The organism is Solwaraspora sp. WMMD792 (assembly GCF_029626105.1).
Classification (GTDB): domain Bacteria; phylum Actinomycetota; class Actinomycetes; order Mycobacteriales; family Micromonosporaceae; genus Micromonospora_E.
This window is the reverse complement of the sequence record NZ_JARUBH010000009.1, coordinates 4,203,639-4,224,176: the sequence shown is the minus strand read 5'-3', so window position 1 is coordinate 4,224,176 and position 20,538 is coordinate 4,203,639. Positions and strand designations below refer to the sequence as shown.

Genomic DNA, 20,538 nt, shown 5'->3' with positions numbered 1-20,538 from the left:
CATGGATCCGTTGACCCGACGCACGTTCCTGCTGGCCTCCGGCGCGGTCGGCGGCGGTGCGCTCGCCGCAGCCGGCCTGGGCATCGCTGAGCTGCTCGCCAAGGGCGACAAGGACGGTGAGCCCGGACCGGCCGACACGCTGGTGATCGTGACGCTGTACGGAGGCAACGACGGGCTGAACACGGTCATCCCGTACGCCGACCCGGCCTACCACTCCGCCCGGCCGGAGCTGGCCTACGCCCCCGAGGAGGTGCTGCACCTCGACGGCGCGTTCGGCTTCAACCCCGCGCTGGGCGGACTGAAGCGGCTCTGGGACGACAAGCGGTTGGCAGTCGTTCTCGGCGTCGGATACCCCCGGCCGGACCGCAGCCACTTCCGGTCGATGGACATCTGGCAGACAGCGTCGCCCGACGCGCCGATCCGGACCGGCTGGGTGGGGCGCTGGCTCGACGGGATCCAGGCATCCCCGGAAGCGGCCGTCAGCTTCGAGCCGGTGCTTCCGCCACTGCTGGCAGGCGAGACGCGGGCGGGAGCGAGTGTCACGCTCGGCGTACCCCAACTGCCCGCCGGGATCAGCGCGGACATGGTCCGCGCGCTCGGGCGCGAACAGCGGGGCGAGGACGTCCTGCAGGCGCGAGCGGCGACCGCGCTGCACGACTTCCTGCGGGTCGACGGCCTGATCCGGCGGGTACGGGAGTCCGATCAGCCGTTCGACGCCGGTGAGGCCGGACACCTCCCGGCCACCAGCACGGGCGGTGAGACGTCACTGGCCACCCAACTCGCGCTCGTGCACCGGTGCATCGAGGCAGGTGTGCCCACCCAGGTCTACTCGGTCAGCCTGGGCGGCTTCGACACGCACGCCGACGAGCGGCCCGCGCAGGAGCGGCTGCTCAAGGAGGTCGACGGGGCGCTGGCCATGTTCATGGACCGGCTGGCGACGAGTCCGGCCGGGCGCAACGTCACGGTCGTTGTCTACAGTGAGTTCGGCCGTCGGGTGCGCGCCAATGCCTCCGACGGCACCGACCACGGGACCGCCGGACCGGTCTTCGTACTCGGTCCCCGAGTCGTCGGGGGCTTTCACGGCGAACAGCCCAGCCTCACCGACCTCGACGACGGCGACCTGAAGGCGACCACCGACTTCCGGGACGTCTTCGGCACACTGCTCGCCTCCGTACTGCACGCCGATCCGGCCCGCTACCTGGAGGGATACCAGCCGAAGCCACTGTCCCTGCTCGTGCTGTAGCTAGTGGTGGCGGTTGGGCCCGTGCGGGTCGGGCCCGACTTCGTCGGGCAACGCCTCGTCGTCGGGCCACGTCTGGTCGTCGGGCGCTGCCCCCTGTCGCGGGGCAGGCGGCACCTGGTAGGCGGGTGCGGGTGGCTGGTAGATGGGTGCTGGTGGGTATTCCTGCGCTGGCGGGTATTCCTGCGCTGGCGGGTATTCCTGCGCTGGCGGGTATTCCTGCGCCGGCTGTTGTGCCGGATAGGCGGGTACCGAGGGGTACCCGGGAGTGGGCTGGCCCGAGTCCCCGGACGACGGCGAGTACGGGTACGTCGCGGCCGGCGACACCAGCTCGACCGACGCGGCCCGGCGGCGGGCACGGCGCCGCAGAAGCAGCACCACGAGCACGATCAGCCCGATCACCAGCACGCCGCCCGCCGCGCCGCTGGCCCAGATCAGCCAGCCGGCTCCGTCGGAAAACTTGTCCTCGATCTTCTGCAGTTCGGTGGCGTTCTGCCGGTACGTCTGCGCGACCGAGTTCACCGGCGCGTTCTCTATGACGGTGCCGAGCTGGCTGATGGCGGTCTCGTAGTCACCGGCGAAGTAGGCGTCGAGCCCGCTGCGGAACAGCTGATCGGTCTCGCCCAACGCGTTGTCGACGCCCGCCTCGGTGAGCAGCGCGGTGATGATGTTCATCGGCACCAGCGCACGGTTCGCCCGGTCGGGCAGTTCCAGGTCGTTGTCGAGCACACCGACGACGTGGCCGTTCGTGTCGATGGCCATCCCGCCGAGCGAGTGGATGCCTACGTCCTCGTTGACCCGGTACAGCGACGCGGAGCCGCGAGTGCCGGTACCGATGACCTTCACCGGCTTGGAGCGCAGCGAGTACGTCGCCGTGCGGGGATCGACCTCGTCGGTGGCGTAGCCGACCACGACCAGCGAGGCCCCCGGGTCGAGGGTGCCCGACGAGGCCAGCTCGACCGCGGGCAGGTTCTGCTGCTCCAGCTTGACCAGGGCGATGTTGCCGGCGTCGGCGTCCAGCACCTCGACCACCTCACCGGGGATCGCCGGACCCTCCGTCAGACCGCCCGTGGGTGCCACGCCGAGCTGCCCGTACACCTGATGGTCCGGCTCGGCTGCGGCCTCGAGACCGGTGAAGATGCTCTGGTGGAGGTTGTCGGCGACGTAGCGGTCGAGCGCGTCGGCCTCGAGGGTCTTCTCCGCGATGAGGATGCGTCCGAGCGAGTAGAGGGCGTTCTGCGCTGCGGTGTCCTTCGCCGGCCGAACGCAGAGCCCGTTGGTGATCACCTCGCCGCCGGTGCCGACGACGAAGCCGCTGCACCGCCGGGTGAACGTGATCGGCGACGCGCGCAGCGGTGCGCCGGACTGCTTGTCCCGCAGGTATCCGGTGTAGACCACTTCGACGTAGACCAGTGACGGCGAGGCGATCGCCAGGGCACGCTCATCCAGCGTGTACGGCGGAGCTGCGGCCGCCGGAGCCGGCGTCACAAGGACCCCCAGCGCCACGGCGACCGCCGCCGCGTACGCGGCAACGCCGGTCAGCCACGACGCGCGCGCGCCCGCGCCGAGCGTACGGGATGAAACTCGCCTAACAGTCATTTTTGGACTCACAGGTTGGGCTGGTGCTGGTAGCGTCTTCCACCCTACGCACCAGTCGCGAAACACCCGCGTATGGTGACGGGCCTTCGGCACTGTGGCTGTGGCACCCCGAAACGACTCTCCGGGCTGCTGTGCCGGCCGTCACAACGTGTACTCGTGATCGAGCGTGCTTGGCGACTGCCCTGGGCTAGGTGGCGCTGCCGCTGGGGCGCGGACGAGCTTGCGAAGCTGGAAGCGGCGCAGGAACGCGCGGACGCCGACGCTGAGCGGATCTGGGGCGTACGAGCCGAGTCCGGCTGGCTGCAGATCCTGCTGCCTACGACCGCGATATGCGTACGCGCTGGTCAGCTGGCGTTTTCGCTGATCTCTGGGGTGCCCCCGGCAGGATTCGAACCTGCGGCACACGGTTTAGGAAACCGTTGCTCTATCCCCTGAGCTACGAGGGCGCGAGGGCCCAGTCTAGCGACCTGGGGTTCACCTTGGGTGGCAGGGAGTCGCCCACGTTCACCCACGTCCCCCGCCCCCGTTCTCCCAGGCCAGGACCACAGCTCGAGTACACGAATCCCGGTCTGCGACCGGCGGTCCGTCCTACGCGGGCTGCACAGCCATGAAGGCGTCGCACAGGGCCGTCTGGCATACCCATGGAGAAGCTGATGCGTGGGAGACTGGCACGGTGGTGAGCGTCCTGGAGCGTGAGGTCTTCTCGGAGGCGGCGGCTGCCCGGCTTCTGCGGGTGGCGCAGTCGACGCTGCACTACTGGCTGGAGGGCGACGAGCGTAAGGGACGCCGGCACAAACCCGTGCTACGCACCGAGCCGCGCGGCGCCCGTTCGGTCACGTGGGCCGAGTTCGTCGAGGCGGGGCTGTTGCGGGAGTACCGCCGTACCCACCGGGTGCCGATGGTCGAGTTGCGGGCGTTCATCGACCTGCTCCGGGAGGAATTCGGGGTGCCCTACCCACTCGCCGACCGCCGACCGTATGTCGCCGGCAAAAAACTCGTTCTGCAAGCTCAGGCGGAGGCCGGTCTCGACCCGGAATACAGCCTGGTGGCCGCAGTCGGTAACCAGTTGCTGCTCACTCCTCCGTCGGCGGCGTTCGTCGAGCGGGTCACCTGGGACGGCGATGTCGCTGCCGGCTGGCGACCGGACCCTAACCCCCAGTCCCCGGTCCGTATCCTGCCAGATGTCCGGTTTGGTCGGCCATCGATCAAGGGGATCAGCACCGAGGTGCTCTGGGAGCAGGACGAGGCAGGGCTGGGCGTCGAGGAGATTGCCGAGACGTACCAGCTCGACGTGCCCGACGTGCGGTGGGCGCTGGCGTACGAGAACTCCCAACGCGCCGCGTGAGCAGGATCAAACCTGCCGAGGTCCGGTTCTATATCGATGCCGACCTCCTCGGCCTTGCGCGCGTCCTCGCCGATCTCCGAGCCGCGACCCTTCATCTACGCAGCCACATCTACGCAGCCACCCGAACCACGATGCGGCAGATCCCGCTGACCTGACGCGGTCGTGAGAGGCCATCGCCCACGGGCACAAGCGGAGCGACCGGTGGCGGTGGCTCGTCCTGGCCGGCGGGCCTCGTCACCGGTCGCCAGGCTCGGTCGGCAAGCGGTCCGCATCCGGGCCAACTTCTTACGTAACGGTGACGTCCCATCACCGTCGGTGTCCAGGTGGATATCGACGGCCGTAGCATTCTGCTGTCCATTGCGACGGTCGGACCGATCCAGAGGAGGAGAACACATGAGAATGCCGTACGCGGCGCGGGTGGCAACGGCGACGGTGGTCGGTCTGGCCGCCGTCTCGCTCACCGCAGCCAGCTCTGCCAGCGCCACGGGCTCCACGGTGTCAGCTCCGCGTGAAAACTGACCACGTGGTTCCGGCTGAATCGGGACCACCTCCTGAAGCATCGGGAGGTGCTGAACGTGGAGGACTGGGCGGAGATCCGGCGGCTGCGGCGGTCGGAGGGTATGGCGATTCAGGCCATCGCACGGCGGTTGAGGATGTCTCGCAACACCGTGAAGAAGGCGTTGGCCAGTGATGAGCCGCCGCGGTACCGACGGGCGGCGAAGGGCTCGATCGTGGACGCGGTCGAGCCGCAGATCAGGGCGTTGTTGGCGGAGTTCCCGGACATGCCCTCGACGGTGATCATGGAACGGGTCGGGTGGACCCGTGGGAAGACGGTGTTCTGTGACCGGGTGCAGCGGCTGCGGCCGTTGTTCCGCCGGCCTGACCCGGCGCAGCGCACCGAGTACCTGCCGGGTGAGCTGGCGCAGTGTGATCTGTGGTTCCCGCCGGCGGACGTGCCCCTGGGGTTCGGTCAGGTCGGACGGCCGCCGGTGATGGTGATGGTGTCCGGGTACTCGCGGTGGCTGACGGCGGTGATGATCCCGTCCCGGCAGTCGGCGGATCTGCTGGTCGGACACTGGACGTTGATCTCCGGGTGGGGTCGGGTGCCCAGGACGTTGGTATGGGACAACGAGTCAGCGGTTGGCCAGTGGCGTGCCGGCAGGCCGCAGTTGACCGAGGCGATGAACGGCTTCCGTGGCACTCTCGGGATCCGCGTGCTCCAGTGCCGGCCGGCGGATCCGGAAGCCAAAGGCCTGGTGGAGCGGGCGAACGGCTATCTTGAGACGTCGTTCCTGCCCGGGCGCCGGTTCAGCTCGCCCCGGGACTTCAACGCCCAGCTTGCCGAATGGCTGGTACGGGCGAACCAGCGTCGGCACCGGGTGCTGGGCTGCCGGCCGGTGGACCGGTGGGAGGCCGACCGAGCGGCGATGTTGACGCTGCCGCCGGTCGCGCCGGTGGTCGGCTGGCGGCGGAGCACCCGTCTGCCCCGCGACCACTACGTCCGGCTGGACGGCAACGACTACTCGGTGCACCCGATGGTGGTGGGCCGCCGGGTCGACGTGGTCGCTGACGCCGACCGGGTGCAGGTGCTCTGCGAGGGCCGTCTCGTCGCCCGGCACGACCGGTGCTGGGCGCGGCATCAGAGCATCACCGACCCGGCTCACCGTCAGGCCGCCGCCGATCTGCGGACCGCCGCGCGGCAGGCGCCGGCACCGGCGGTCACGGCCGAGGTGGAGCACCGCAGGTTGGCCGACTACGACCGCATGTTCGGTGTCGATGCCGAGGCGGCCGCGTGATGGCCTCCAGAACGACCGGCAACCGCAACGTCTCCTCCGAGATCGCTTTCCTCACCCGTGCGTTGAAGGCGCCCTCGTTGGCGGCGTCGGTGGACCGGCTCGCGGAGCGGGCCCGGGCGGAGTCGTGGACGCACGAGGAGTTTCTCGCCGCCTGTCTGCAACGCGAAGTGGCGGCCCGGGAGGCCCACGGCGGTGAGGGGCGTATCCGGGCGGCGAGGTTCCCGGCACGCAAGAGCCTGGAGGAGTTCGACTTCGAACACCAGCGGTCGTTGAAGCGGGAGACGATCGCCCACCTGGGCACTCTGGACTTCGTGGCGTCGAAGGAGAACGTCGTGTTCCTGGGGCCGCCCGGCACCGGCAAGACCCACCTGTCCATCGGTCTCGGTATCCGGGCCTGCCAGGCCGGACACCGGGTCGCGTTCGCCACCGCCGCTCAGTGGGTGTCCCGTCTCGCTGACGCCCACCACGCCGGCCGGCTGCAGGACGAGCTCGTCAAACTCGGCCGGATCCCGCTGGTGATCGTTGACGAGGTCGGCTACATCCCCTTCGAAGCCGAAGCGGCGAACCTGTTCTTCCAGTTGGTTTCGAACCGCTACGAACGTGCCTCGCTGATCGTCACCAGTAACAAGCCCTTCGGCCGGTGGGGAGAGGTCTTCGGTGATGACGTCGTCGCCGCGGCCATGATCGACCGGCTTGTTCACCACGCCGAGGTCGTTTCGATGAAGGGCGACAGCTACCGGCTCAAGGACCGCGACCTCGGCCGCGTCCCGGCAGCGACCAAGACCAACGACTGAAGATCAACCAAACCGGGGTGGTCCAGTTTCAGCCGGACCACGGTGGTCACGATTGAGGCGGCGTTGACACACGGCGGCCAACCGTCGCCCGATCTGCAACAGCGTCGGCTTCAACCTGCCCGCTACGGTCGGCGGGACGGTCACCATCCCGGTCACCGACCACGCCGCCGACCCGGACCTGACCCCAATTTCCCTGGTAGGGGTGTTCGGCGGTGCGCCCCTCGGGTCGGTGGTGATCTCCGACAACGGCACCGCCGGGACCACGAACGATGACGTCCTGATCTTCACCCGTACGAGTGGCAGCCGCGGCGCGGCGCACCTTTACTGGACCGTCTCGGACGGGACGCTCAATGCGCAGTGCGTCGCGACCGGTTACGACCTGCCGCCGGGTAACGGCTGACCCACTGACGCGACGACGGCAACAAACACGGCAACGGCACCAGCCCGCCGACGGCACGGAGCCGGAGGCGGGCTGGCGCGGCCGCTGGTCAACGGCTCATGGCCTGCTTCGCGGTCTGCTTGGCTGACTGCGGGTCTGCGCCCTTGCCGACCTTCTTCAGCGCCTGGCGTAGCTCGGCCTCGGACATCTTCGAGTTGCCTTCGATGCCGGCCTCGTGTGCCTGCCGCCGCAGATCGTGCAGCTGATCGCGGTTACCCATCTCGACCTCCCGGATCCGGTACGGCACGCGTCCGGCGTGCCCCGATGTCCATCGGCTTCCCGGCCGACGGCGTGGCTAACGCCGGCCGGTGGGTGACCGGTGCCGCCCACCAGGTGACCCAGCCTGCCCGGCGGGGTGAAGTAATAGCGCGGCCGCTGCGGGGTAGACCCAGGTGAGATGGCAACCAGATCGACCCGGAGGGTCACCATGACGACACCAGCCGCGCAGCCGCCCATGCGGACCAGCAACGAGGCCACCGAGGAGCAGCTCGCCGTCGCCCGGCGGCAGGGTCAGGCGTACGGCGGCGCGCTGCGCGCCATGGCCGAGGAGGACGGCGCGCTGAGCCAGCTGGCCGGCGACTACCTCGTGGCGTTCGTCAACGAGGAGGCGGAGGGCATGTACGAGCTCTCCGGCGGTCAGCTGGTCTGGCGGGAGGCTGCCCCGGATGCGAACGTGCATCTGGAGGTCGCGGTCGCGGATGCCGCCGACGGCCGGTTCATTCCCGGTCTGGGCGTGCGGATCACGGTCAGCCGGAACGGTCAACCGGTCGCCACCGCCGGCCTGCCGTTTCTGTGGCACCCGTTCCTGTACCACTACGGCGGAAACGCCTCGGTGCCCGGTCCCGGCCCGTACGACGTGACGGTCCGGATCGCGCCGCCGCAGTTCATGCGGCACGACCCGGTCAACGGCAAGCGGTACGCGACTCCGGTCGAGGTGCGCTTCGACCAGGTGACGTTCGCAAACGGGCGCAAGACCAGCCCGGACGCGCAGCCCAGGGGTGCCGACGCCCCGACGATCGGCGGGGACGGCACCGGCCCACGCGACTGGGCGGACACCGCTGCAGCCTCCCGTACCTCGGACGACGCCGGTGCCCGTACCCCGCACGACGCCGCCGGGGTGCCGTCGATCGGCCGCTGGTAACGCCCGCGACATCGACTGCAGCTATCGGCGGCGGAGCGCCAACAGTGGCTATCGGCGGCGGAGCGCCAACAATGGCTACCGGCGGCGGAGCGCCAACATGGCGATGTCGTCGACCAGCGGCCGGCCGTCCACCAGCGCGCCCATTGTCTCGGCGCAGGCCGTCTCGGCGCTGGTGGCGACCAACGAGTCGGACAACTGACGCAGGCCGTCGTCGATGGTCGGCCCCCACCGCTCCACCAGGCCGTCGGTGAAGAAGAACAGCAACGCGCCGGGCTCGAGGGCGTACCTGCGCACCCGGCGTGGCCGGTGGATGCGGGTGCCGAGCGGAAGGTCCGCCGGCACCGGCAAGCTGTGTGCGGCGCGGCCACCGCCGATCATCACCGGCGGAGGATGGCCGGCCGTCGACACCGACACGACCGTCCGGGCGGGGTCGATCGTCGCGTAGCACACCGTCGCCATCATGCCCGGCTCGAAATGCTGCACCTTGCGGTCCAGCCGGGCGAGCACATCGGCCGGGTCGGTGGTTTCCAGAGCGTACGCGCGCAGCGCGCTGCGCAGCCGGCCCATCACGGTGGCCGCGTGCAGCCCGCGTCCGGTGACGTCGCCGATCGCCACGCCGACCCAACCGTCGGGCAGCGGCAGTACGTCGTACCAGTCGCCGCCGACCCCGGCGTCGTGGCCGGCGACGTACCGGGCGGCGAACTCCAGCCCGACGACCGTCGGTAGTTCAGTGGGCAGCAGGTCGTACTGCAGCGCCAGGGTGGTGGCGCGGTCGACCTGGCGTTCGCGGGCCTGGTCGGCCAGGGCGATCCGGTCGGCCAGCAGCCGCAGCATTTGTTCGTCGTCGCAGGCCGGCCCGCGTCGTCGGGTTGCCACGTGCAGCACCCCGCCGACCGAGCCGCCGATCGTCACCGGCACCGCCAGCAGCGACCGGATGCCCTGCCCCTGCAGTGCCGGATGCGCCAGCGCGTCGTCGTCAGGGTCGGTCAGCATGACCGTGTCGCCGGTGGTCAGCACCTTGCCGGCGTACCCGCGCCCCAGCGGCAACCGGGCCGGCGGTTCGTGGCCGGCCTCGATACCCCAGGCTGCGGCGGTGACCAGCTGCTGGGAGTGTGCGTCAAGCAGGCAGACGGCGGCGGAGTCGACGCCGAGCAGCCCGCCGGTGCGGGCCAGCGACTCGACCAGCAGCGCGTCGAAGCCCAGCCGGGACAGGGCAGGGTCGGTGATCGCCTCGATGCGTTTGAGGCGCTCGTCCGCGTTCCCACCCTCGACCGACACGAACGCAGCCTAGTCGAGCGGCCGGCTCACCCGGGGGTGGTGGCCCGGTCCGGCTCGGCCTCGTCGCGGGCGTCGACGATCGCGGCCACCAGGTCGTCCAGAGTGTCCATCCGCTGGCCGGGGCCGTCGAACTCCACCTCGACGCCGAACTCGGCCTCGACGGCGTCGACCAGTCGGAGCAGGCCCAGCGAGTCGACTCCCAGCGCGATCAGCGATCCGCCGCCGGTCAGCTGGTTGACCGGCACCGTGCCGCCGGTCGCCTCGTCGACCAGCTCCATCACCCGCTGCCGCAGCGTCGTCGTGTCCACCGAATCCTCCTTCGTCTCGAGTTCGTCCAGCGTCGGCCGCTGGTTCAGCACCGGCCGCCGGCTTCGCGGACCAGGTCGGCGATCTCGGCGATCGTCGGCGTGTCGAAGAACGCGTCCAACGGCACCTCGACGCCGAGCCGACGGTGGATCCGGCTACTGATCCGGGTGATCGTCAACGAGTGCCCGCCCAGGTCGAACAGGTCCTCGTCAATGCCGATCTCGGCGATCTGCAGCACGTCCTGCCAGATTGATCGGATCTCCTCGACGATTGGGTCGGCCTCGACGACCGCAGCGGCGCCGTCGACCAGGTCCGTCGGGGCCGTCGGGTCCGTACCGCCGGTCGTCGGTGCCGGCAGCGCGGCCCGGTCCAGTTTTCCGTTCGGGCTCACCGGTAGCCGATCGAGCAGCACCCAGTCGGTGGGCACCATCGCCGTGGGCAGCTTCTCGGTCAGGTGCCGGCGCAGCTCGGCGATGGTCGGCGCGGCACCGCGGGGCACCAGGTAGGCGACGAGCCGCGGCGACGCCTCGTCCGTCCCGTTCAGTAGTACGGCGGCCTCGGCGAGAGCCGGATGCTCCAGCAGCCGGCCGGTGATCTCACCCAGCTCCACCCGGTGGCCGCGGATCTTCACCTGGTCGTCCGCCCGGCCGAGGAATTCCAGCCGGCCGTCGGGCAGCCAGCGACACAGGTCGCCAGTGCGGTAGAGACGACAGCCGGCGTCGGTAGCGTACGGGTCGGGGACGAACCGCTCGGCGGTCAGCTCGGGGCGGTTCAGGTAGCCGTCGGCGACGCCCCGCCCGCCCAGGTACAGCTCGCCGGGCACCCCGATCGGCACCGGCCGCCGCCGCCCGTCCAGCAGGTACGCGGTGGTGTTCGGCACCGGCCGGCCGATGGTGACCTCGGCCGGTTCCGGCGGGATTTCCGCCATCGTCGCGTAGATCGTCGCCTCGGTCGGGCCGTACCCGTTGACCAAGCGGGCCACCCGTGAGCGCAACTGGCGGGCCAGCGGGACCGCCAGCGCCTCGCCGCCGGTGACCGCCACCACCTGGTCGTCGAGCCCGGCCTCCAGCAGGACCCGCCAACCCGACGGAGTCGCCTGCACATGTGTCACCCGGCTCTCGCGCACCAGCCGTAGCACCCCGGCGCCGTCGAGCGCGCTGACGCCGGAGGCCACCACCACCTGGCCGCCGGTGGTCAGCGGCAGGTAGACCTCGACCCCCGAGATGTCGAACGACGGCGAGGTCAGGTTGAGCCACCGGTCAGCCGGCCCACTGTCGAACATGTCCCGCATGCCGAGCAGGAGGTTGGCCAGCGCACCGTGCGGGACACGCACCCCCTTTGGCCGCCCGGTGGAACCCGAGGTGTAGAGCACGTACGCCAGCTCGTCCGGGCCGGGCAGGTCCGCAGTCCCCGGGTCAGCGGACCCCGGGTCTGCGGTTTCTGGGGCAGCGGTCGTCAGGTCGAGCTGGTCGAGGGTGAGCACCGGTGACCCGGCGGGCAGGGCGGCCGCCGTACCGCTGGTGGTCAGTACCAGCGCCGGCGCGGCGTCGTCGAGAATCATTGCCTGCCGGGCCGGCGGATAGTTGGGGTCGACGGGCACGTACGCGGCCCGGCTGCGCAGCACCGCGAGCAGCGCGGCGACCGCCTGCCAGGAGCGGTCCAGCAGCACCGCGACCAGCGATCCCGCCCCGACGCCACGGCGCCGCAGCAGCCCGGCGAGCCGGGCACTGGCCGCGTCGAGTTCGGCGTAGCTCAACGTACGTCCACCGTCGACGACCGCGACGGCGTCCGGTGTCCGCCGTACCGCCGCCGCGAACAGCAGCGGCACGGTCGCGTCGGCCGGGTAGTCGCGGCCGGTGGCGTTCCAGCCACGGCAGACCAGCTCGGACTCGGCGGGAGGCAGCACCGGCAGGTCGTCGACCGGCTGTTCCGGGTCGGTGGCCACGGCGGCCAGCAGGGTCCGCAGGTGGTCGCCGATCCGGGTGACGGCGGCGGCGGGAACAGCCGTCGGGCTGAACTGCAGGTTGATCTCCAGGTTGCTTTCCAGGTGCTCCTGGTCGCTGTCCGGTACCGGCCCGTCGACGACCTGGATGTGCAGCGCGTTGCGGGCCGCGCCGCTGAACATCGCCCAGTCGACGGTGGTCGGCACCGCAGCGAACACGGGTTCCGGCGCGCGGCGGCGGTAGCCGATCGACACCGGGGTGAGCGCGGGCGCCGGCCGCAGCCCGGTGGCCACGTGCGCCAGCGGGACGGCCCGGAACCGGTTCAGCGCCCGCGTCTCGTCCCGGACGGCGAGCGCGAGGTCGCGGAAACCCGCGTCGTCGGGCACCGGGACGGTCACCGGCAGTTCGTTGACGAACAGGCCGATCTCGTCGGCGTCGTCGGCGGTACGGGTCGACACCCCGACCCCGACCGGGACCTGCTGGTTGCCGTACCTGTGCAGCAGCGCGTGCACCGCGGCCAGCAGCAGCTCGAACCGGGTGACCCCGAGCTTGCGCCGGGCCTGGTCGAGCCCGGCGACCAGACCCGGCTCCAACACCACCGGTACGGCGTCGCCGGGTTCGGCGTCGGTCGGCACCCGGGCGAGACCGGGCAGCACCAGCCCACCCGGGCCGGACCAGCGGGTGGCCCAGTGCTCTGCGGCCGCCGCCGACTCGGCCGCGACCCGGTCCCGTTCGGTGCCGGCCCGTGCCGCGTACCCGTCGGTCGGTGCCGCCGGCAGTTCGACCGGGCGACCGGCGCGGGCGGCACCGTACGCCGCCGCCAGGTCCCGGACCAGCACGTCCTTGGACGTACCGTCGAAGACCAGGTGGTGGGCGGTGATCAGCAGCAGGTGCCGGTCACCGCCGGCGGCGGGGATCAGGCTGAACCTGGCCAGCGGGCCGGCCCGCAGGTCGTGGCGGCGGGCGATCTCCGCCGCGATCAGCCGGTCGGCGTCCGCGCCACCAGCCGGCGGTGTCAGCCGCCGCAGCGTCGGGCGGTCGGCGGCCGGGGCGAGTCGCGGTACGCCGTCGCTGTCGTCGACCCGGGTGGCCAGGATCGGGTGCCGGTCGACGACGGCGGCGCACGCCGTGGCCAGCGCCGCCTGGTCCAGGCCGGCGGCGAACCACACTCCGAGTGCCATGTGGTACGCCGTACCCGCCACTCCGGCCTGTTCGGTGAACCAGACGGCGTGCTGCGTGTACGTCGCTTCGGCGGTGCCCACGGGATCCTCCTGGTACTGCTGTTGTCTTGTCGATGTCGGACGGTGTGGCCGGGTCGGAGCCGGTCAGCCGAGCGGGTCGAACAGCGTGGCCAGCGTCCGTTTGAGGACCTTGCCGGCCTCGTTGCGGGGCAGTGCCTCGACGACCAGCACCCGGGCCGGCAGTTGGTAGTCGGCGAGCCGGTCGGCCAGGAAGGCACGCACCGTGGGCAGGGTGAGTTCGTGCGGCGGCTGCCCGGCGCGGGGCACCAGCACCGCCCCGACCGCCGACCCGAGCACGGGGTGCGGGACGGCCACCACCGCCGCCTCGCCGACGGCCGGATGTTCGTGCAGCGCGGCCTCCACCTCCAGCGAGGAGATCTTGAAGGCGCCGGACTTGATCATGTCCTGGTGCCGGTCGGCGAGGTACAGGTAGCCGTCGGCGTCCAGCCGGCCGAGATCGCCCATCCGGACCCAGCCCTGACGGAACGTCGCCTCGGTGGCCGGGCCGTCGCGGTAGTACGAACGCGGATGCGGGCAGCGCAGCCAGACCTCGCCGAGGCTGCCCGGCGGCAGCGGCCGGCGCTGTTCGTCGGCGATCATCAGCTGACCGTCGGCCGGCCGGCCCACGGCGGCCCGCCGCGCCGGGTCGAAGATCATCACGGTCTGGGCGGGGGCGGCCTCGGTCGACGAGTAGTAGTTGACGATCGTCGCGGCCGGGAACGTCGTCGCCAGCCGGGTGGCGACCGCCGGCGCGAGCGCCGCCGCCGTCGACCCGATCAGCATCACGCCGGAGGTGTCCCGGCCCCGCAGGGCACCGGAGTCGAGCAGTTCGATCGCCATCGACGGGACTAGGAAGACGGTGCCGGTGCCGGGCGCGGTCACCAGGCGGGCGAACCGTGCCGGGGTGAACCGGGGCAGGGTCAGCGCGGCCGGCTTCGCGGTCAACGCGTTGAACAGCATGGTCTGCCCGGCGTTGGTGCCGATCGGGAAGGCATGCAGGAATCGCTCCGAGTGGGCCAGGGCCAGCCGGCGCGGGTGGTTCGGCGCCCCGGCCACCAGGTTGGCGTGACTGGCGCCGACGCCCTTGGGCCGGCCCGTGGTGCCCGAGGTGTAGAGGATCTGAGCCAGGTCAGCGGGCCGCACCGGGGGAGCGGACGCGCCGGTGCCGTCGGCGACCGGGCCGTCGGCGACCAGGTCGGCGAGCGCTAGCGGCGCGACCCCGGTGGGTACGGCCGGCGCCGGCCCGGTCGGGCCGGTCAGCGGTCCGTGCAGGACCAGCCGGGCGGCGCAGTGCCGCACCGCGTACTCCAGTTGGGCCGGGGCGAGGCGGTCGGACAGCGGCACCGCGACCGCGCCGGCCCGCAATACCCCGCAGTACGCCACGGCGTAGCCGGTCCACTCCCGCGCCGCGAACACCAGCGCGACCCGGTCACCGGGGGCCACCCCGGTCCGTCGCAGCGCGGCGGCCACCGCCAGCGACCCGGCCCGCCAGTCGGCGAAGGTGAGCTGGTCCACGCCGTGGACCTCAATGGCGACCCGGTCGGGGTGCAGGGAGCAGCGCCAGTCGAGCAGCTCGGGTACGGTCCGAGCGGCCGGCGCGGCGGCCGGCCGCCGGGGGACACCGGTAGCTGAGCTCATCGGCCACCGCCGAGGGACGCCGCCACCCGGGCCTGCCGGCCACCGCCGGGGGACGCCGCCACCCGGGCCTGCCGGGTCTCGATGCCGACCAGGTCGTCCGGCGGAGCGTCCGGCACCTCGTCGTCGAACCGGGACAGCACCCGGGTGCGCATCGAGACGATCGCGGTCAGCGCGATGCAGACGCCGAAGGCGATGTAGAGCAGGGCGATGCCCCGGCCCGGACCGACCCCGATGACCTGCCCGACCGTGTCGGCCAGCGCCCCGTCCGGCATCAGCAGCGGCTCCATCAGGCTGGTGGCCAGCGGGGCGATCACCCCCCAGCCGAGTGGCATCGTCGACCAGGCGACCATCTGGTTGAGCGCGAAAACCCGACCGTGGAACCGGGGCGGCACCTTGATCTGGATGATCGTGTTGTAGATGCCGTTGACCAGGCCGAGCGCGCAGTACATGCCGAACGCCCCGGCACCGATGACGAGCAGGCTGGGGCGCAGCCCGGTCACCGCGCAGGCCACCGCGATGCCCAGCGTGCCGATCAGCACGGCCCGCATCCGGTAGCGGCGCGGGCCGCCCCAGACCAGCATCACCAGCCCGCCGACTGCCGCGCCGACCCCGCCGGTGAGCGCGATCTGGGCCACCTCGGCCAGCTCGGCGAAGCCCAGCACCAACGGGGAGAGCAGGAACAGCACCGGGAACAGGAACAGGTTGAGGGCGGCGAAGAAGGCGAGCATGCCGCGGAACTCCCGGCGGCGCAGCGAGTAGCGCAACCCACCGAGGATCTCCTGCCCCAGGCTCTCCCGCCGCTGCAGCGCCAGCGTGCGGGGGAACCGGATGACGATCAGCACCGCGACGGCGAAGACGTACGCCACCACGTCGATGATCATGATGCCGCGCAGTCCGACCGCCTCCAGCAGCGCGACCGCCAGCAGCGGCACCATGAACTGGGTCAACCCGACCGCGGTCTGGGTAAGGCCGTTGGCGTGGCCGAGGAAGCGTTTCGGCACCAGCTGCGGCACCGCCGACACGAACGACAGCCGTTGAAACGCCAACGCCACCGACAGCCAGCCGACGAGCAGGTAGAAGTGCCAGATCTCGGCCCGGTCGGCGATCAGCAGCCCGGCCATCACCGCCTTGGCGCCGCCGGCGGCGACGCTGGCGGCCAGTAGTACCCGGCGGCGACTCGTCCGGTCGATCAACGCCCCGGCCAGTGGGGCGATCAGCAGTCCGGGAAGCAAGCTGACGATGGAGAACAGGGCGAAGCGGGCCAGCGAACCGGTCTCCAGGTAGATCCACAGTGGTACGGCGAAGTTGGTCAGCGCGGTGCCGGTGGTGGTGACGATCTGGCCGGCCGCGACCAGACCGAACCGGCGCAGGCTGGGCTGTGGCCCGCCTGCCCGGTCCGGTCCGGTCGCCACCCGGTCCGGTGCCGACGGTCCGGACCGGGCCCCCGGCGGGTCGGCGGCCGGGCCTCGGTCGGAGACCGCGTGCAGCCGCCACGCCGGGTCGTCCACCCCCGCGCCGTCGGTGGGTGGCACGTCGGATTCGACCGGTACGGCCGGTGGCACCGCGCCCACCGGCGGTACGTCGCCCGCTGGCGGTGTGTCCAGCCGCAGATGGACGCCGGTGACGATCTCCGCCAGCTCGCCGGCCCGGTACTTGAGGAAGTAGTGCCCCGCCTCGTCGATCACCGCCAGTGCGGTGCGGTCGGACAGGAAGTGCCACTCCTGGAAGCGTTCCTCATGGAAGTCGGTGCCCCGGTCGCGTTCCCCGACCACCGAGATCACCGGGGCGCGCAGCGGGGTCACCTGGTCGCGCATCAGCGCGGTGAAGTAGTCCTCGGAGACCCGGGCGTCGTGGCGCATCGCCCGGATCAGGAACGCCGCCTCCTCCGGGTCGAGGGAACCGATCGAGGTGCCCTGCGCCTGCAGCCAGGTGCGGTAGATCCGGTCGCTGCGGACCCGCTCCACCAACCGCAGCCGCAGCAGCGGACCGAGCAACCCGCCGGTCGGCCGGCCGAACGGGAAGATCGCACCGAGGTAGACCGCGGTCAACTCCCGCCCGGCCTCCTCCAGCCGGCGGGCCACCTCGACGGCGAGCGCCCCGCCGGGCCCACAGTGGCCGTAGAGGATCAGCGGCCCGTCGACCCGGTCCAGGATCTCCGCGACCACGCCTTCGGCGACTTCGTCGATCGGCGCCGGCTCGTCGGCCAGCCCGATGTCGTGTCCGGGCATCGCCACCGACAGCAGCCGCCAGCCGGCCGGCAGCGCGTCGGCGAGCGGCTGGTAGACCACCGCGCTGCCGCCGCCGTACGGGACACAGAGCAGGGTGGCGACCCGCTCGGCGGCGGAGGCCGGTGCGGTCAGCTCATGCAGCAGCCGACCCCGCTCGGCGTCACCGTCGGTCAGCAGGGCGGCGAGTTCGCGTACGGTCCGGTGCCGGAACAGGTCCATCACGCTGACCGCCGGGGGCGCGCCGTCCCCGGCGCGGACCGTCGGCAGTTCCCGGCGCAGCCGGGCGACCACCTGGGTGGCCAGCAGCGAATGGCCGCCCAGCTCGAAGAAGTCGTCGTCGGCGCCGACCCGGGGCACCTGCAGCACCGCCTGCCAGACGGCGGCGATCAGCGTCTGCACCGGGCCGGCCGGCTCGACGTACTCCCGGGCGGGTTGATCGTCGCCCGGATCCGGCAGCGCCCTGCGGTCGATCTTGCCGTGATCCTGCAGCGGCAGCCGGTCCAGCCAGCAGTACCGACTGGGGATCATGTGGTCCGGCAGCCGGTCGGCGAGCAGCCGGCGCAGCTCGGCCGGCTCTGGCTCGGGTGCCGGCTCGGGTGCCGGCCCGTGCGCCGTTTCCGGTGCCGGGTCCTGCGGAACGCGTTCCAGGTAGCCGACCAACCGGTCGTCACGCAGCAGTACGGCGGCCTGCCGTACCCCGGAAAGCTCGCGCAGCGCCGCCTCCACCTCACCCAGCTCCACCCGGTAGCCGCGGATCTTGACCTGGTGGTCGGTGCGGCCCAGGAAGAGCAGTTCGCCGTCGGCACGCCACGCGCCGAGGTCACCGGTGCGGTACAGCCGGGAGCCGGGCGGGCCGAACGGGTCCGGGACGAAGCGCTGACTGGTCAGTCCGGGCCGGTTCAGGTAGCCCCGGGCCAGCCGGTCGCCGCCGAGGTACACCTCACCCGGTACGCCGACCGGCACCGGCCGCAGCCGGGCGTCGAGCACGTGCACCCGGGCGTACGGCAGCGGACGGCCGATCGGCACGCTGCCCGGCCCCCGCTCGTGTGCCGACACCCGGTACGTGGTCACCCCGACGGTTGCCTCGGTTGGTCCGTAGTGGTTGAACACCGGCACTCCGTGCCCGGCCAGGTCGGCCGCCCAGTCCAGGTCGGCCGCCTCGCCGCCGAGGATCAGCGCCCGCCGGGGCAGCAGCCGCGCCGTGTCCACCTCGGCGGCCAGCGCCCGCAGATGCGACGGCGTCATCTTCAGGTAGTCGATCTGCCCGGTGCGCAACGCGTCGGCGAGCTCCTCACCGGTGCACCGCCTCGGCACCAGATGGACGCTGCCGCCAGTCGCCAGCGCCAGGTAGAACACGGTGACGCTGAAGTCGAACGACAGCGACTGCAGCAGCGCGTACCGGCCGGCGGGCACGACGTCGAACCGTTCGGCGACGCCGTCCAGATAGTTCAGCACCTGCCGGTGGGCGACCGCGACCCCTTTGGGCACGCCGGTCGAGCCGGATGTGTAGATGACGTAGGCCAGGTCGTCGCCGCCCGCCGCCCCTGCCGGCGGCCTGGTCGGCTGTTGCGCGACGACCGAGGCGATCCGGTCCAGGCAGGTCGCCTCGGCGAGAGCCGGCGGGGCCGCGTCGCCGCCCAGCACGGCGCGGATCTCGCTGCTGGTCAGTACCACTGTCGGGGCGGCGTCGGCGAGCATCAGCTGCAACCGGGCGGGTGGCTGCTCGGGGTCGAGCGGCAGGTAGGCCCCGCCGGCCCGCAGTACGGCGAGCAGGGCGACCGCCAGCTGCACCGACTGGTCCAGGCAGACGCCGACCAGCCGGCCGGGTGCGACGCCGCACTCCCGCAGCTGGTGGGCCAGCTGGTTGGCGCGTCGGTCCAGCTCGGCGTAGCTGATCAGGTCGTCGCCGCAGACCACGGCGGGTGCCTGCGGGGTGGCCGTGGCGTGCCGGCTGACCAGGTCGCCGAGGGTGGCCGCACCGGCGGTGGCCGGTCGCGGGCGGTCGGCGTCGGGCACCGGGCCGGTGCTGAACGCGGTCAGCTGCCGCTGCTGTGCGTCGTCGAGCAGCGGCAGGTCCACCACCGGCCGGTCCGGGTCGGCCACCGCGGCGCGCAGCAACGCCCGGTAGTGCCCGGTGAGCCGTGCCACGGTGGCGGCGTCGAACAGGTCGGTGTTGTAGACCAGCATGGCCCGCAGCCCGTCGTCGGTCTCGCTGACGTAGAGCGACAGGTCGAACCGGGCCGCCGCCGCGTCGCTGCCGAACGCCCCGGTGGTGATCCCGCGCGGCCAGCTGCTCTGCGCCCGCGAGTAGTTCTGCAGGGTGAACAGCACCTGGAACACCGGTGCCCGGCTGACGTCGCGGGCGACGTTGAGTTCCTTGACCAGACGTTCGAACGGGACCTCCTGGTGGCTCAGCGCCCGTAGCACCCGCCCCCGGGTACGGCGCAGCACCTCGCCGAAGCTCGGCTCACCGCCGTCGCCGGCACTGCTGGCACCACCGCGATCGCCGGCACCGCCACCGCCGGCGCTGTTGGTCGGTGTCCGGGACAGGTCGGCCCGGATCGCCACCGTGTTGACGAACAGCCCGACGAGGTTCTCCACCTCCGGCACCACCCGGCCGGCGACCGGTGATCCGACGGCGAAGTCCCGCTGCCCGCTGTACCGGAACAACGTCGCCTGCCAGCCGGCGAGCAGCGTCATGTAGAGGGTGCTGCGGTGGGCCCGGCTCAGCCGGCGCAGTGCCGCGGTGAGCTCGGCATCGAAGCCGAACCGGTGCACGTCGCCGGCGTACGACTGCACGGCGGGTCGGGGCCGGTCGGTCGGCAGCTCCAGCGGCGGTACTCCGGCGAGCGCCCCGGTCCAGTAGGTGAGTTCCCGCTGGGCGGCCGGTCCGTCACCGCGTACCCGTTGCCAGGCGGCGTAGTCGGCGTAGTCGATGGCCGGTGCCGGCGGCACCGGCAGACCGTCGGTGAGCGCGCCGTAGCGGGCGGCGACCTCGGCCAGCAGCAGGTTCAGCGACCAGCCGTCGCTGACGATGTGGTGCATCCCGACGTGCAGTACCTGGTCGTGGTCGCCGAGCCGGACCAGGAGCACCCGCAGCAGCGGTGCGACGGCCAGGTCGAACGGGGTCCGCACGGCGGCGTCGACCAGCTCCCGGGCGTGTGTCTCGTCGTCGGCGTCGAGCACCGTGAACGGTACGGTGACCTGCGGTACCACCTCGACCCGCGGCTCGCCGTCGAGGTTCTCGGTGAACCGCATCCGCAGGCTGTCGTGGCGGGCCGCGGCGGTGTCCACTGCGGCGCGCAGCAGGTCGGCATCGAGCGGGCCACCCATCCGTACCGTGCTGTGTACGACGTAGCCGGCGGTGCCCGGCGTCAGCTGCTCGGTGAACCAGATCCGTTCCTGACCGAACGACAGTGCCGGACTTTCCCCATTTCGGTGCTGAATCACTTGTGATTGGATCGGGACATCCTGCGCTGGTACGTCGAGATTCGTCACCCGGATTGCCTTTGATTTGTCTACATGAACCATCAGCCTGACTCCCGTCGTC

At 71.8% G+C, this 20,538-nt stretch carries 13 protein-coding genes, 1 tRNA gene and 1 pseudogene; 7 read left to right on the top strand and 8 right to left on the bottom strand.

What is annotated here, in order from left to right; genetic code table 11:
• The first annotated feature begins 1 nt into the window (after nt 1).
• Entirely contained in the window at nt 2-1,243 is a 1,242-nt protein-coding gene (locus tag O7629_RS19935) for a DUF1501 domain-containing protein (protein ID WP_278170965.1), read from the top strand.
• Here the strand turns inward: O7629_RS19935 and O7629_RS19930 are convergent, their stop codons facing one another.
• Both O7629_RS19930 and O7629_RS19925 read right to left on the bottom strand, forming a co-directional pair.
• The gene (locus O7629_RS19930) at nt 1,244-2,905 is read right to left on the bottom strand and encodes a trypsin-like peptidase domain-containing protein (RefSeq protein ID WP_278170963.1); all 1,662 of its coding nucleotides are present in this window, start codon (nt 2,903-2,905) and stop codon (nt 1,244-1,246) included.
• Between the two features lie 307 nt (nt 2,906-3,212).
• Nucleotides 3,213-3,285, bottom strand: a tRNA-Arg gene (locus O7629_RS19925).
• A gap of 227 nt (nt 3,286-3,512) precedes the next feature.
• On the opposite strand from O7629_RS19925, the gene O7629_RS19920 reads away from it, so the two are divergent.
• The 5 genes from O7629_RS19920 (at nt 3,513) to O7629_RS19900 (ending at nt 7,174) form a co-directional block, all read left to right on the top strand.
• The gene (locus O7629_RS19920) at nt 3,513-4,184 is read left to right on the top strand and encodes a DUF433 domain-containing protein (RefSeq protein ID WP_278170962.1); all 672 of its coding nucleotides are present in this window, start codon (nt 3,513-3,515) and stop codon (nt 4,182-4,184) included.
• Between the two features lie 393 nt (nt 4,185-4,577).
• On the top strand, nt 4,578-4,703 hold the full coding sequence (locus O7629_RS19915; protein ID WP_278170961.1) for a hypothetical protein: 126 nt from the start codon (nt 4,578-4,580) through the stop codon (nt 4,701-4,703).
• 47 nt (nt 4,704-4,750) lie between these two features.
• Nucleotides 4,751-5,980 carry an IS21 family transposase gene (gene istA / locus O7629_RS19910; RefSeq protein WP_278169419.1) on the top strand — a complete coding sequence of 410 codons (1,230 nt, stop codon included), beginning with the start codon at nt 4,751-4,753 and terminating at the stop codon, nt 5,978-5,980.
• Nucleotides 5,980-6,774, top strand: coding sequence for an IS21-like element helper ATPase IstB (istB, locus tag O7629_RS19905; RefSeq protein ID WP_278148120.1), 795 nt, complete (start codon nt 5,980-5,982; stop codon nt 6,772-6,774). Before istA ends, istB begins: the two co-directional genes overlap by 1 nt.
• A 229-nt stretch (nt 6,775-7,003) precedes the next feature.
• On the top strand, nt 7,004-7,174 hold the full coding sequence (locus tag O7629_RS19900) for a hypothetical protein (protein WP_278170960.1): 171 nt from the start codon (nt 7,004-7,006) through the stop codon (nt 7,172-7,174).
• Nucleotides 7,175-7,262: 88 nt separating this feature from the next.
• Here the strand turns inward: O7629_RS19900 and O7629_RS19895 are convergent, their stop codons facing one another.
• A complete protein-coding gene (locus O7629_RS19895; RefSeq protein WP_278170959.1) occupies nt 7,263-7,433 on the bottom strand; it encodes a hypothetical protein in 171 nt (56 codons plus the stop codon).
• Nucleotides 7,434-7,610: 177 nt separating this feature from the next.
• Here O7629_RS19895 and O7629_RS33650 point away from each other — a divergent pair.
• Nucleotides 7,611-8,156, top strand: a pseudogene (locus O7629_RS33650) (iron transporter); the annotation flags it as partial.
• 273 nt (nt 8,157-8,429) lie between these two features.
• Here O7629_RS33650 and O7629_RS19885 read toward each other — a convergent pair.
• From O7629_RS19885 to O7629_RS19865, 5 genes are all read right to left on the bottom strand, one after another.
• Nucleotides 8,430-9,632 (bottom strand): GAF domain-containing SpoIIE family protein phosphatase, encoded by a 1,203-nt coding sequence (locus tag O7629_RS19885; RefSeq protein ID WP_278170958.1) that lies wholly within the window; start codon nt 9,630-9,632, stop codon nt 8,430-8,432.
• Between the two features lie 26 nt (nt 9,633-9,658).
• Nucleotides 9,659-9,940 carry an acyl carrier protein gene (locus O7629_RS19880; protein WP_278170957.1) on the bottom strand — a complete coding sequence of 94 codons (282 nt, stop codon included), beginning with the start codon at nt 9,938-9,940 and terminating at the stop codon, nt 9,659-9,661.
• Nucleotides 9,941-9,984: 44 nt separating this feature from the next.
• Nucleotides 9,985-13,143, bottom strand: a complete 3,159-nt coding sequence (locus O7629_RS19875) for an amino acid adenylation domain-containing protein (protein WP_278170956.1) — start codon at nt 13,141-13,143, stop codon at nt 9,985-9,987.
• A 63-nt stretch (nt 13,144-13,206) separates the two neighbouring features.
• Nucleotides 13,207-14,760, bottom strand: a complete 1,554-nt coding sequence (locus tag O7629_RS19870) for an AMP-binding protein (protein ID WP_278170955.1) — start codon at nt 14,758-14,760, stop codon at nt 13,207-13,209.
• Nucleotides 14,757-20,438: a non-ribosomal peptide synthetase/MFS transporter gene (locus tag O7629_RS19865; RefSeq protein WP_278170954.1), complete on the bottom strand. Its 5,682-nt coding sequence runs from the start codon at nt 20,436-20,438 to the stop codon at nt 14,757-14,759. The genes O7629_RS19870 and O7629_RS19865 overlap by 4 nt, the downstream gene beginning before the upstream one ends.
• Nucleotides 20,439-20,538 lie beyond the last annotated feature (100 nt).